At 69.7% G+C, this 14,041-nt stretch carries 10 protein-coding genes; 2 read left to right on the forward strand and 8 right to left on the reverse strand.

Annotated elements, in window-relative coordinates:
• Together ABZ027_RS42290 and ABZ027_RS42295 are read left to right on the forward strand one after the other, a co-directional pair.
• On the forward strand, positions 1-415 hold a 415-nt coding region (locus ABZ027_RS42290; RefSeq protein ID WP_356778285.1), incomplete at its 5' end, for a condensation domain-containing protein.
• 183 nt (positions 416-598) lie between these two features.
• Positions 599-760: a hypothetical protein gene (locus ABZ027_RS42295; protein ID WP_356778287.1), complete on the forward strand. Its 162-nt coding sequence runs from the start codon at positions 599-601 to the stop codon at positions 758-760.
• 14 nt (positions 761-774) lie between these two features.
• Here the strand turns inward: ABZ027_RS42295 and ABZ027_RS42300 are convergent, their stop codons facing one another.
• The 8 genes from ABZ027_RS42300 to ABZ027_RS42335 all read right to left on the reverse strand — a co-directional run.
• Positions 775-1,761: a helix-turn-helix transcriptional regulator gene (locus tag ABZ027_RS42300; RefSeq protein ID WP_356778289.1), complete on the reverse strand. Its 987-nt coding sequence runs from the start codon at positions 1,759-1,761 to the stop codon at positions 775-777.
• Between the two features lie 78 nt (positions 1,762-1,839).
• Complete coding sequence (locus ABZ027_RS42305) at positions 1,840-2,877, reverse strand: helix-turn-helix domain-containing protein (protein WP_356778291.1); 1,038 nt, start codon at positions 2,875-2,877, stop codon at positions 1,840-1,842.
• 218 nt (positions 2,878-3,095) lie between these two features.
• Positions 3,096-4,685 carry a phosphoglycerate dehydrogenase gene (gene serA / locus ABZ027_RS42310; RefSeq protein ID WP_356778293.1) on the reverse strand — a complete coding sequence of 530 codons (1,590 nt, stop codon included), beginning with the start codon at positions 4,683-4,685 and terminating at the stop codon, positions 3,096-3,098.
• A gap of 168 nt (positions 4,686-4,853) precedes the next feature.
• Entirely contained in the window at positions 4,854-5,792 is a 939-nt protein-coding gene (locus ABZ027_RS42315; protein WP_356778295.1) for a TauD/TfdA family dioxygenase, read from the reverse strand.
• A gap of 32 nt (positions 5,793-5,824) precedes the next feature.
• Positions 5,825-6,901 (reverse strand): hypothetical protein, encoded by a 1,077-nt coding sequence (locus ABZ027_RS42320; protein WP_356778297.1) that lies wholly within the window; start codon positions 6,899-6,901, stop codon positions 5,825-5,827.
• Between the two features lie 53 nt (positions 6,902-6,954).
• Positions 6,955-7,953: a 2,3-diaminopropionate biosynthesis protein SbnB gene (sbnB, locus tag ABZ027_RS42325; RefSeq protein ID WP_356778298.1), complete on the reverse strand. Its 999-nt coding sequence runs from the start codon at positions 7,951-7,953 to the stop codon at positions 6,955-6,957.
• Between the two features lie 221 nt (positions 7,954-8,174).
• The gene (locus tag ABZ027_RS42330) at positions 8,175-9,476 is read right to left on the reverse strand and encodes an MFS transporter (protein WP_356778300.1); all 1,302 of its coding nucleotides are present in this window, start codon (positions 9,474-9,476) and stop codon (positions 8,175-8,177) included.
• A partial coding sequence (locus ABZ027_RS42335) for an amino acid adenylation domain-containing protein (protein WP_356778302.1) occupies positions 9,473-14,041 on the reverse strand: 4,569 nt, incomplete at its 5' end. The genes ABZ027_RS42335 and ABZ027_RS42330, both read right to left, overlap by 4 nt.

The raw sequence follows: 14,041 nt of genomic DNA on the forward strand, positions 1-14,041 counted from the left end.
GCTGCAGGAGGAACAGGCACAACTGATCCCGCACCACCACTACGGCCTGTCCGACATCCAGCGCCACACCGGCTTCGGCACCCTCTTCGACACCACGACGGTGCTGACGAACTACCCCCTGGACCCGTCGGTTCTCGACACGGTCCTCAGCGGCCTCGAGGTGCTCGACATCGACAATGAGGACGCCACTCACTACCCGCTCCGCATGGCCGTCGTGCCGGACGGCGATCGCCTCGGTCTGCGGCTGGGATACCTGCCGGACCTCTACACGCGCGACGAGGCCCAGCAGCTGCTCGACCGGGTTTTGTACCTGCTGGAGACCCTGGCCGAGAACCCGGAGCGTCCGGTGAGTGGCATCGACATCCTCACGGAGGAGGAGCGTCACCAACTCCTCGTGGAGTGGGGCGGATACTGACCTTTGCGGTGGCAGGCTCCTGCCACCGGCAGAAGCGGACATGAAATGTGCTGGCGACCCGTGGAATTGCGCTGAAAGAATCAGAAACACGGGCCACACCATGACGTTCGCGAGCCGAAGGCGCAAGAACCGGTGCGGTCGAAAAAGCAGAAAAGGCAACAAGAAAGGTGTGTCGTGAAGGGCTTGGGACGACTGAAGCTCGCACTGCTGGTGCCCATCATCGCCGTTCTGACCGCGACGGCGACTGTCGGCGCGTCCCCGGTGACCGGTGACCCCATCAAGCAGGTGTCCGCGTCCGGCCAGGAGGATGCAGCAGTCCTCTTGGACAACACCTGGGGACCGTGATCCACAACCGGACGTCAACCGCGTACCCAGCCCCGCGCCACGGCCAGCACGCCGGCCTGGAAGCGACTGCTCGCGTTCAGGCAGTTCATCAGGCCGGCTGTCATACGACGCACGGTGCGCACGGAAACCGCCAGCTTGCGGGCGATCATCTCGTCGGTGAGCCCCCGAGCGAGAAGCTCCAGTACGGCACGGTCCTGGGCGGTGAGCCCGTGTGAGTCACGGCTGCGATCCTCGCCGAGTGGGGAGGAGTGGTCCCAAGTCCGTTCGAAGAGGGCTTGCAGCGCACTGACCACTCCCACGTCCTCGAGAGCGAGGACGGCGGCATCCGCGACCTGCGGGTTCACAGGAACGATGGCCAGTGAGCGGTCGTATATGAGCAGTCGTGTCGGCAGGTGCGGCACCGTCCGCACCTGCCCGCCCTGCTGGGTCAGCCACTGTGCGTACGCCGTGGTGGCTCCGTCGTTGCGGACGCTGTCGAGGTAGATGTAGCGCACGCTCACCCCCCGCTTCAGAACGGCGGAGTCGAGTGGCTTGGCCGCATCCAGACTCTCCGCCGGCTGGCCACCCCCGGTGGCGAAGACGGCGACCTCGGATGTGCAGGTCTCGGCCATGGTCCGGATGAAGGACTGGATCGCCTCCCTGCCCTCCAGCCGCCGGGCTCCCCTGTGCTGATCGTCCGTAGCGGCTTCAGCGTGCTCGGCGAGCAGCTGGAAGACCACCTGACGGCTGGCGGCGATCTCCTTCTGGCGCCGGATCAGCTCCTCTTCCTGACGGTCCAGAAAAGAGATGAGGCTGCGCCTGATCCGGGTGATTCTGAGTTTCGCGTCCTCACTTCCGGGACTCAGCGAGGACAGGTGGATCAATTTATTGAAGGCCGCGGTCACTCTTTCCGGAGACCAACCGAGAACTTCGGAAAGGTCGACCACGCTGAGATCCGGTTTCTCCAGCAGCACCTGGTAAACAGATTCTTCATCGCGATTTATTTCCAAGTTTTCCGACATGGTGTTCCCCTGTGTTTCTCGTCACCGCCGCGCGTCGACTGGCTGCTCTGCCCCGGCATCGTGATGACAGAATGAAAGTCACCTGTCGGCCTTCGGCTCAGTCGCCGCGCGCGCTGTGTCGTCCTGGGGCTCGGGTGGCAGTACCCAGCCACGAGTCGCCGCCAGCACGCCCGCCTGGAACCGGCTGCGGGCACCGAGGCGGCTCATGAGCCCCGAGGTGAGGCGCCGGCCGGTGCGCACCGACACACCCAGTCTGCGCGCGATCACCTCGTCGGTGCCGCCGGCGCACAACAGTTCGAGCAGGGTGCGTTCCTGGTCGGTGAACTCGTCCGCACCGCTGTCCGCCGTCGAGCCCAGTGGCGTGGCCTGCTCCCACACGTGGTCGAAGAGGGTGAGCAGAGCCCTGACGGCGCCCGTGCCCTGGATCGCCACGGCTTCGGCGTTCGGTTGCGCGGGGTCGATGGGCACGATGGCCGAGTAGCGGTCGAAGATGATCATTTGGGGCGGCAGACGCCGCGCCGTCCGTACCTGTCCGCCCCTGGCGGTCAGCCGGTCGGCGTACTGGACGGTAGCCGTGTCGGTGAGCACGCTGTCGGGATAGACGCGGCGGAGGTCGACTCCGCGGTCCAGCATCGCCGAGTCGAGTCGCTCGGCGGCCCCGAGACGCTCCACGGAGGGGGAGCTGCCGACCTCCAGCGCCGCGATCTCCACCTGGCAGGCCGCCGCGAACTCGTCGATTCTCTCCTGCACCGCCTCCGGATCCGGCAGTCGCACGACGTCCGGCCGGTCTTCCGGGGCGTTGTACGCGGCTATCACCTGGGTGACCGCGGTGCTGCTGGCGGCCACGCGCCTGCGGTGGTCGAGCAGAGTCGCCTCCTCGTCGAGGAGCAACGCTGCCAGGGCCAGTTCGGGCCGGACGAGTACCGGTCTTCCGGTGCTGTCCGGGGGCAGCTGGACGAGTGAGCGCCGGGCCAGGCGGTTGATGGCGGCCGAGACTCTGCCCGTGGGCCAGCCGAGGTGGGTTGCGAGGTCGGTCACGCTCATGTGGGAGCTCGTCAGCATGGCCCGGTACGCCGACTCCTCGTCCGGGTGCAAGCCGAGACTGCTGGTTAACACCGGCGGCTCCAAAGTGCCCCTGCGTTCTGGGCCGGGTCGCCCACCGGAGGGAATTGGAAGCGGGTGCACTTCGTCCAGCACATCCCCTCACGTGTGAGCTGTATGTCGGGTAATCGGTCGTAGATCTCCTACGGATTGTAAAACAGTTGGTTCGATCCTGTGGCGCTGAATTTCACAACTCGGAATTCAGTAAATTTCCCGATCAATGCGCTTTAGTGTCAGCCCTCTGCGGGAACATGCCAGGTCAGGTCGGCGTCCACCGCGGCGGCGGCCCGACCGAGCGCGCTCGCGGGAACAGGAGTGTCTACACAGAGACCGGCCAGGGCGGTCCGGCCGGCGTCCGTCGCGACCTGCATCGCCGTGATGTCGACGCCCTCCGCGGCGAACTTCCCGCCGATCAGGCCGATCGCTCCGGGCCGGTGCGGGTAGCGCAGAAAGCAGAGGTCGCCGCAGAGCGGCAGATCCAGGTCGTGGCCGAGCGCCTCGACCAGCCGCTCCTGGAGACGGATCCCGGCGAGCGTGCCGGTGACGGTGACGACGCGGCCGTCGGAGAGGACGCCACGCAGGGTAAGGGCGGAACGGTGGCCGACGGCGTCCCGGCTTGTGGACAGCCGCGAGGTCAGACCGCGCTCCCGGGCGACCAGCGGGGCGTTCACATCACTCACCGCGCCCGCGGCGGTCCCGTCCAGCACCCCTTTGAGCGCGGCGAGTTCGAGCACCTCCGGGGCAGCCTCCGCGATCTCGCCCCGCAGTAGGACCTCGAGCTGCACGGGGACACCGCCCGTGGCCCGGGTGAAGACCCGGCCGAGCCGCTCGGTCAGCGAGAGCCACGGACGTACCGGCTCCGGGACCGGGCCGCCCCGTACGTTGACGGCGTCGGGCACGTGCTCACCCGCGAGCGCGAGCCGCACCGAGCGGGCCGCGGCGACGCCGGCCTTCTCCTGGGCCTCGGCGGTGGAGGCGCCCAGGTGGGGAGTGACCACCACGTTGTCGAGCGCGAACAGGGGCGAGTCGGTGCACGGCTCACTGGCGTACACATCGAGTGCGGCGCCCGCGACGCGACCCTCCTTCAGCGCGGCGTACAACTCGTTCTCGTCCACGATGCCGCCGCGCGCCGCGTTGACGATGCGCACGGTCTGCTTCACCTTGCTCAGCGCGTCGAAGCCGATCAGGCCCGTCGTCTCGGGAGTCCGGGGCAGATGGACGGTGAGGAAGTCGCACTGGGCGAGGAGTTCGTCGAGGGGCAACAGCCGCACGCCTGTGGCAGCCGCGTGGGCGGCGGTCACATGGGGGTCGTAGGCCACCACATCCATCCCGAAGGCGGCCATGCGCCGGGCGACGAGGCCGCCGATGCGGCCGAGGCCGACCACGCCGAGCACCTTGCCGCTCAGTTCCACGCCGGACCAGCGGCTGCGCTGCCAGGAACCGTTCTTCAGCGCGGCGTCGGCCTGCGGGATGTTGCGGGCGACCGCCAGCAGCAGGCCGACGGTCAGCTCGGCGGCGCTGGTGGCATTGGAGACCGGGGCGTTGGCCACCAGGACACCGGCCTCGGTGGCGGCCGGGATGTCGACGTTGTCCAGGCCCACCCCGGCCCGGGCAACGACCTTCAGCCGAGGGCCGGCGGCGATTGCCTCCCGGTCCACCCGGGTGGCGCTGCGCACCAGTACGGCATCGGCGTCGGCGAGGGCGGGCAGCAGGGCGGCGCGATCGGAACCGTCGACGCGGCGCACGTCCACATCGGGGCCGAGGGCGTCGACTGTGGCCGGGGACAGCTCCTCGGCGATCAGAACGACGGGGTGACGGGTCACGGGGACTCGCCTCTCTGCGAGGGCCGGACGGGCCGGCCCGGCGGGAGGTCGGAAAAGAAAGCGGTCACACTCGTGCACATCACGGCGCGGCGGGGTCGGACAAGAGAACGGGCCAGGGCCGGTGACGAACCGGCCCTGGCCCCGCTGCGGGCCGGAATCGGAGAGTGCTCAGTCCGACATGGCGACGAGAACCCGCCGCGGACCGGTGAACGGGCGGCGGCCATGGCCGACCAGCAGGTTGTCGATGACCAGCAGATCGCCCTCGTGCCAGTCGACGTCGACCGCGTTCTCCAGACCCCGGTCACGCACCTGGAGCACATACGCGTCCGGGATCGGACTGCCGTCCGCGAAGGTGACGTACTGCGGCAACTCGCTCGCCGGCATGATCTGGGCCAGGGCCTTGGCCGTCTCGTCGCCGAGCGAGGCCGGGTGCCACTGGTCGGACTGGTTGAACCAGACCTCTGTCCCGGTGTCCGGGTGGCGGACCGTGGAGTGACGCACCTGGCTGACCATCAGGCTGTTACCCGGTCCCCAGCTCCAGTCGGCATCGGCCCCCTTGAGGAAGGCGTCGACCTCGTCCCGGTCCTCCGTCTCGAAGGTGTCCTGCCAGCTCTTGCCGAGCCCCCTGCCGCCGTGCAGGTTCTGCGTGTAACGCACCCCGTTCCGGAAGGCCTCGCGCACCTCGTCGTCCAGGGACTCCAGCCACAGCGCCGCGTCGACGAGCGGGGTGGCGCCGCCGGTCGCGGGTGCGACCGCACAGTAGAAGGTGAGGCGGGTGGGCCACGCGTGGGCGTACGACATCTCGTTGTGCATCGAGATGGTGTACTCCTGCGGGTACTCCGTGGAGGTGTAGACGTTCGAGCCCACCTTGGTGCGGGGCGAGTTGCCGTGCACGTAGGCGAGGCGGCGTGGCAGCAGGCGGTCGAGCACCGGGTCGAGGCCGTCGGCGGGCACCTTGAACCCGCGGAAGACCACGGCCTTCTCCCGGACGAGCAGTGCGTCCAAGTCGATGGCGTCCAGGTGGGCGACGAGTGCCTCGGGCGTGGCGTCGGTGCCGATGTCGCCCGGACCGATTTCCGCAGGAGCCCAGCCGTTGCGGTCGCTCATGAAGCGTTTCCTTTCCTGTGGGGCGGTGCGGGTCAGCGAGCGGCCGGCGGGGCGAGCCGGGACAGGAAGGCGTTGTACCAGAACACCGAGTTGCCCTCGCTGTGGACGGCGTACAGCGAGCCGTCGGGGGCCGTGGTCAGCTGGTCGACCTGGGCGCCCTGGGTGAGGGAGCTGTCCGTCACCCACGCGCTGCCGCTCCAGCGGACCAACTTCGGGGACCCGGCGAGACCGGCGTAGAGCTGCCCCCCGTGGTAGGCGAAGGTCGGCCAGGAGGCGGGAGTGTCATGGCGGGTCCAGGTCTTGCCGTTCCAGTGGCTCACCCTCTTCCCGGCGGCGACCCATGTGTCGTTCGGTCCGTTGCTGATGACCTCACTCAGGGTGTACATCTCGCCCGGCGTCTCGGGCACGGGCACCTCGCTCCACGTGGTGCCGTCGTAATGCATGGCGAGCGGCTGGTAACCGCCGGTGCCGCCGCCCTTGTTGCGGAAGCCTACGGCCCAGATGTCGGTGGGGGAGTTGACGTCGACGGCGTCGAACTGGCCGTCGATCCCGCTGAGCTGGGTCGTCTTCCAGCTGCTGCCGTTCCACCGGGTCACCATCGGGTGCCAGCCGTTGTCGTCGGCGCGGTAGTTGCCGACCGCCACCACGTCGTTGCGGCTGATCGCCTGGGCGTCGAGGACCTCGGCGTTCTTCGGCTCCGGGTTGAGGTTCGACGTCCACTTGGTGCCGTCGTAGTGGTTGAACCGGTAGCTGCCGGTGGTCGCGTACCTGCTTCCGAAGACCCACAGGTCGTTCACGCCGGTGCCGGCGAGGACGCCGACCTCGGCGTCCGAGGGCGTGGTCACCTGCTTCCAGGCGGTGCCCGTCTTCTGCCACAGCTTGGGCGAGGACGTGCACTCGTCGAAGCAGAAGGGCACGCTCTTGGCGTAGGCGTTCTGGCTGTCGAACGGCAGGACAGAAATGGTCGCGTAGGTGGTGGGCACCGTCAGCGACTCCCAGGTGGTCGCGGCGCTCGCGGGCGACGCCACGAGCCCGACGCCGACGGTCGCGGCCGCGGCCGCGGCGAGGACCCCGGCGGTGTGCCGTGCGCGGGAGGTGCTCTTGGTCATGTGTGCTCCCATGTCGTGGTTCGTCGGGGTGCGTACGGCCGTGACGTGTCGCGTCACGGCGTGAAGCCCTCCACCCGCACCCCGAGCCCTCTGGCCCGGGCGGAGGCGAGGACGTCGTCGGCGAGGGCCATGTCCAGCACGCCCAGTCCGAACGGCGCGTAGACGACCGTGCGGTCCGGCTCCGGCGCGAACCCGTCCTCGGAGCCCTCCTCCAGGAGGAGCCGGCCGATCGTCGGGTCGATGAAGTCCCGGTGCCCTGCGGCCTGCACGGCCAGGTCGAGTGAAGTCCGCTCGCGCACCGCGTGATCGACGTCGTCGACGATGTTGTGCGCGTCGATCAGTGACTCGGGCAGCAGGTCACGCAGCGAGATGTGCAGCACGACCGTGCCCGGCACGGCTGCCTTCAGGTCCAGGTGCGGTTCGATGGCGGACGTGGCGATGGAGACCAGGCCGTGCGCCGCGAGCGCCTGCTCCGCGCTGTCGAGCGTGACGACCTCGGCACCCGGGAGCACCGCGGCGGCCCGGGCGGCGAACTCGGCGGCCCGCTGCGGGGAACTGTCGTACAGGGACAGCGTCTTCAGCCCTGGCATGGCTGCCCGCACATGGCGCAGGATCTCCAGGTTGATGACGCCACAGCCGATCAGCGCCAGGCCGTCCGGGCGGCGGTCGCGGGTGAGCAGCTCCGCGGCGAGCGCGGCGCTGGCGGCGGTGCGTGCGGCGGAGATCAGCGAGCCCTCGATCAGGGCCTCCGGCCGGCCGGTCTCCAGCGAGTTGAGGATGATCGACGCGCTGGCCCGTTCGATGCCCCGCTCGATGTTGGCCGGGAAGGAAGCGATCCATTTCATGCCCGCGACCGGCGTCCGCCCGCCCCGGTAGGCGGGCAGACCGATGATGCGGTTGCGCGGCTGCCCGGGGAAGCGGAGGAACACGGAGTGCGGTACCGCGGTGTCGCCCTGCGCGTGCAGGCGGTAGGCGTCGCCCACGGTCCGGATGTTGTCGAGTTCACGGCCGTCGAGGATCTGTGCGACCTCGGAGTGCCGCAGGATGAGCATGACGGGATTCAGTCCTTCCACAGGTGCGCTCGGCGGCCCGGGAACACAACCGGGCGCCGGCACGTCGGAACGGATCGTGTCGAGGTCGAGTGCGCGATCACCGCCGCGCGGCCCGGGTGGTGGCGGCAGCCGGGCCGGGGTTCCACGAGCACCGGCACATGGATCACTGGGTACGACGGCCCCCCAGCGCATCGATCCTGCGGGGGGCTCCTATCAAGGACCTATACGGCCGGTATGCGGTCCTCTCCGCGCTCGGGCAGGTCCGGGTCGGGGCCGCCCGAGGCCGGGTGGGCGGCGGCCCGGACGGCGGGCACCGCGGCCGCCGCCAGGGCGGTCACCGCCATCAGCACGGCGACCGCGAGGACGGTGTGGCGGCTGCCCCAGCCGTCCAGCATCACCCCGCCCGCGAGCGCCCCGAGCGCGCTGGCGCCGTACGCGAACATGCCCGCCGCCCCAGCCGTACGGCCCAGGATCTCGTCCGGAGTGATCCTCAGCTGATAAACGGCGGCCACCACGTTGAACAGCCCGCTGACATAGCTCATAGCCCCGCACGCCAACCCCATCAGCAGCGGCTGACGTACGACCGCCACCAGCGGCACGAGCACCGCCCACACTCCGAGCCCGCCGATCAGCACGGTCCGCAGGTACAGACGCGGGATCCACCACTGGGCGCTCAGCGCGCCCAGCATCCCGCCGATCCCGCCGGCCGCCAGCACGACGCCGACCGCCACCGGGGACCGTCCCTCCTCCTCGACCAGCGCGAACGGAACGGCCAGCATGACCACTTGGAACAGCACGTTCGTGGCGGCCACCAGGGACACCGCGGCCCGCAGGAACCGCTGTCCGAGAAGCCACTTCACCCCATCGCGCATCTCCCGGACCAGCGACCGGTTGGCGTCGCGCTTCCTGCGGTCCTGGAAGTCCCGGCGGATCAGCAGCAAGGTGAGCAGCGACAACAGCTGACCGAGGGCGGCGAAGGCGAACGGCAGCCAGCGGGTCAGGGCGAACAGCGCGGTCCCCAGCGGCCCGCCGATCAGCCCGGCGGCCCTGAAGCGCGTCTCGTTGCGGGAGAGGGCGGCCCCCAGCTGGTGCGGGGCGACCACATGGCGCACCGCACCCTGCTCGGCCAGCTGGTGGACCAGGCCCAGGCTCGTCTCCACCAGGGCCACCGCCATCAGATGCGGCAACCAGAACCCTCCGGCGGCAGCCGTGACGGCCACGCTCAGCAGGGCCACCGCCCTGCCCACCTCGCAGGCCACCATCAGCCGCTTCCGGTCCCACCGATCCACCAGCGCTCCGGCCGGCAACTGCACCACCAGGTTCGGCAGCAGCGCGGCGAACGCCACCAGACCGGCGGCCTGCCCTGACCCCGTGTGCCAGAGTGCCAGCAGCGCGTACCCCGCGGCGCCGGCCCGTGACCCGAGCACGGACAGCCCGCTGCCGCTCCACAACAGCCAGAAGTCCCGGTTACGGCTCAACCGCGGTGTCTTGTCGACCGCGTCCCCTTCGGTCACGGTGCTCATCGCGCACCGCCGATCCGGTGCAGCACATCACCGAGAATCCGGCCGATGGCAGCCACCGGAGCGGCGTCCATCATGCCGGCGTGGCTGGACTCGATGCCGTACTCCTCGATCGGACCCGCCGAGTACGGCTCCCAGGCGGTGACATCCGGGCTGCCCGGGGGCCGCTCCAACAGCGCCGTGAAGTACACCAGTGGCACATCCAGCGGCTCGGGCACGTAGTCCCGCAGGACCAGGCTGGTGTTCACCGAGGTGTCCCACATGGCGCCGATCTGCTCCCGGGACAGCCCCTTCATCACGCTGAGTTCCTTGCGCAGGGTGCGTCCGAGCTCGGATCCGTCCCGCTCGAGCCACTCGAAGTCCGCCGCGTCCACGTCGAAGTCGGCCACCACCTTGTGGAGCCGCTCGCGCTCCATCGCGGGCGTGGGCTTGTCCATCAGGTCGCTGGGGCAGGAGTCGAGCAGCGCGACAAGCGTGACAGGCTCGCCGAGCCGGCGCAGCCGCACCGCGACCGCGTGCGCCACGTTGCCGCCCACCGACCAGCCCAGCAGCTGGTACGGCCCGTGCGGCTGAACCCGGCGGATCTGCTCGACGTAGTCGTCGGCCATCTCCTCGATCGTCCGCGCCCAGCGCTGCCCGTCGCCGGCGATGCCCCGGGCCTGGAGCCCGTACACCGGGAACTCCGCACCGAGGTACGGCACCAGCCGTCCGTAGCACCAGCTCAGACCGCCCACCGGGTGCATGCAGAACAGCGGGGTGCCGGTGCCCTGCGCCCGGAGCGGCAGCAGGACGTCGAGCGAGTCGTCGGACCCGCCGTCCTGCTCCAGGAGCGCGGCCAGCGAGGCCACGGTCGGTGCCTGGAACAGGCTGCGGAGATGCAGCTCCACCCCGAGCACCGCTTGCACTCGGCTCACCAGCCGGGCAGCCAGCAGTGAATGCCCGCCCAAGGTGAAGAAGTTGTCGTCCACCCCGACCCGGTCCAGCCCGAGAACATCGCAGAACAGCTCCACCAGCGTCTTCTCGACCGGTGTGGCGGCGTCCCGGACCTCGCCCTGGCCCTGCTCCGGCGCGGGCAGCGACGTGCGGTCCAGCTTCCCGTTCGGACTGAGCGGCAGCGCGTCCAACACAACGAACGCCCCCGGCACCAGCTGCGCGGGCAGCCGCTTCTCCAGTGCCCGCCGCAAGGCGTCCGCTGTCGGCTCGGCCCCAGGCTCGGGCACGACATAGCCGGTCAGCAGCTGCCGCCCCGGCACGTCCTCCCGCACCGCGACACCGGCCTGCGCAACTCCGTCCACGGCCGCCAGCACCGCCTGGATCTCCCCCAGTTCGACGCGGACGCCCCTCAGTTTGACCTGGTCGTCGATGCGCCCGTGGAACTCCAGCGTGCCGTCGGCCCGCCACCGCGCGATGTCGCCGGTCCGGTACATACGGTCACCCGGACGAGATCCGTACGGGTCCGCCACGAACCGCACCGCGGTCAGCGCCGGACGGTTCACGTACCCGTCCGCCAGATCGTCACCGGCGAGATACAGCTCACCCGTGGATCCCACAGGCACCGGCCGCAGCCACCGGTCGAGCACATAGCAGCGGGCGCCCTTGATCGGCCGCCCGATCGGCAGCCTGGCACCGTCCCGGGCCTCCTCGTCCGTCACCGGATGGAAGGTCGCCGTCATCGTCGACTCGGTGGGCCCGTATTGGTTCACCAGCTGCCAGTCCGCCCCGACCGCCGCGGCCCGCCGTACATGCGCGGCCGTCAGCTCCTCGCCGCTGACCAGGCCCATCCGCAGCCACGGCGAGGGTACGTCGTCCTCGTCGGCCGCGTCCCGCGCCGCGTCTGCAAGCGCGTCCAGCATGGTCGGCACCAGCGCCGGCAGCACGGTCACCCGGTGCCGCCGAAGCAGCCCCAACAGCGCCGCCGGATTCTTCGCTTCCTCCGGCTCCGCCACGACGAGCCGCGCGCCGGCCGTCAATGGCCCGAAGATGTCCCGTACGGACGGGTCGAAGGACACCGAGGCGAGGTTCAGCACCGTGTCGTCAGCCCCGAGTCCGGTCAGATCGTGCAGGTACGCGAGGTAATTCACCGCCGCGTCATGGCGGATGACCACGCCCTTGGGACGCCCGGTCGAGCCGGAGGTGTAGATGACGTACGCGGGCATCCGGGCGGCCGCGCCCGCGTCCGCCGGGGCGAGCGGGTCGGTCGTGGCCCACTCGCCCGGCTCCCGCACCTGCTCAAGGTCGTCCAGGAGAGCGACCGACTCGACATCCTCCAGCATGAACGCGATCCGTTCCGCCGGATACGTGGGATCGACCGGCAGATAGGCGGCCCCCGACTTCAGGACACCGAGCAACGCGACGATCAGTTCCATGGAACGCGGAAGCGATACGGCTACGACCCTCCCGGGCCCCGCCCCATCCGCGACGAGCCGGTGGGCGAGTCGGTTGGCCCGTGCATTGAGCTCGGCGTAGGTGAGCTGTTCGTCGCCGTGGACCAGAGCGACCCGGTCGGGGGTGGCGGAGACCTGCAACTCGAAGAGGTGGTGCAGGGTGTCGGGGGTCGTCGCGGAGGGGGTGCCGTCCGGGGGGCAGTTCCACTCCTCCAGGAGTCGATGGTGTTCCTCGGGAGTGAGGAGTTCGTACCGCGAGAGCGGTTCGTCGGGGCGTTCGACGACGGCTTGGAGGAAGCGTACGAGCCGCTGGCCGAGCAGGTCGACGGTCTCCTGGTCGAACAGGTCGGCCGCGTACTCGATCGCACCGTGCAGCCCGCCGTCCGGCGCATCGCGCACGGTGAAGGAAAGATCGAACTTGGCCTGCCCGCGCTGCACTTCGAGCTCGCTCACCTTGATGTCGTCCCCGAGGTCCAGGACGCCTTCGCTGTTGTTCTGGAAGTTCAGGGCGACCTGGAAGAGGGGGTGGCGGGCGAGGGAGCGTTCGGGGTTCAGGACCTCTACGAGGCGCTCGAAGGGGGTGTCCTGGTGGGTGTAGGCGTGGAGGTCCGTCTCCCGGGTGCGGTGGAGGAGGGTGCGGAAGGTGGGATTGCCGCTGGTGTCGGTGCGCAGGACCAGGGTGTTGACGAAGAACCCGACGAGGTCGTTGAGTGCCTCGTCGGTACGTCCGGCGATGGGCGCACCGAGGGGGATGTCCTCGCCCGCGCCGAGCCGGGTGAGCAGTCCGGCGAGGGCGGCCTGCACGAGCATGAACAGGCTCGCGCCGGACTCCCGGGCGAGCGTCTGAAGCCTTCCGAGCAGTTCGGCGTCGATGTTCCAGTACGCGAATCCGCCCCGATGGCCGGCCACGGCGGGCCTCGGCCGGTCAGTGAGCAGGCTGAGCTCGGCGGGCAACCCGTCGAGTTCGGTTCGCCAGTAAGCGAGTTGGCGGGCGGCCCGGCTGGCGGGGTCGTGTTCGTCCCCGAGTAACTCCTGCTGCCACAGCATGTAGTCGGCGTACTGAACGGGCAGCGGCTGCCGGTCCGGTGCCGAGCCGTGGACGCGGCTGCGGTAGGCGGTGGACAGGTCGCGGGCGAAGGGCGCGAAGGACCAGCCGTCGGCCGCGATGTGGTGCACGACCAGGAGCAGCACGTGCTCAGCCGGACCGACGGTGAACAGTACTGCGCGTACCGGGAGTTCGGCAGCCAGGTCGAAGGGCCGCGCGACGGCGGACGCCATCAGGCTCGTCAACTGCTCCTCGGATGCCACCACCCGGTCGAGTTCGGGCTTGGCCTCGGCACAGGACAGCACCTTCTGTACGGGTTCACCGTCGTGCTCCTCGAAGACGGTACGCAGACTTTCGTGCCGGTGCACGACATCGGTGAGGGCCTGCTGCAGTGCATCGGCATCGAGGTCGCCGTGAAGACGAACGGCGAGGGGCATGTGGTAGGTGGGACTGCCGCCCTCCATCTTGTCGAGGAACCACAGACGCTGCTGGGCATGGGAGAGGGGGACGCGGTCGGGCCGAGGGACGCGGGCCATGAGGGGCGGACGACGGTCGCCGCTGTCCTGCATGTGTTGGGCCAGCAGGGCCACCGTGGGGGCCTCGAAGATCGTACGCAGGGGCAGTTCGGCGCCCAGGACGGTACGGATACGGCTGGCCAGGCGCGTGGCAAGCAGGGAGTGCCCGCCCAGGGCGAAGAAGTTGTCGTCGATACCGATGGGGGTGTCGATGCCGAGGACCTGGCCGAAGAGGGTGCACAGGAGTTCTTCGCGCGGGTCACGTGGGGCGCGATAAGTGCCGGAGCCCGGGGCTGGGTTGGGTGTGGGCAGGGCTTTGCGGTCGAGTTTGCCGTTCGGGGTGAGGGGAAGCGCCTCCAGCTCGACATAGGCAGAGGGGACCATGTGCTCGGGCAGGCGGTCTCGCAAAGCGGCGAAGTTCGGCGTGCTGCCGGCTTCGGCGACGTAGTAGGCGGTGAGGCGGTCCTCGCGGATCACGACCGCGGCCTGAGCGACACCGGGCAGCTCGGCGAGACGGGTCTGGATCTCACCGAGCTCAACACGCTGACCACGGATCTTGACCTGGTCATCGGCCCGACCGAGATACCGCAGCTGCCCGTCAGCGCTCCAAGTGGCGATATCACC

Source organism: Streptomyces sp. NPDC006332 (genome assembly GCF_040612855.1).
Taxonomy (GTDB): Bacteria; Actinomycetota; Actinomycetes; order Streptomycetales; family Streptomycetaceae; genus Streptomyces.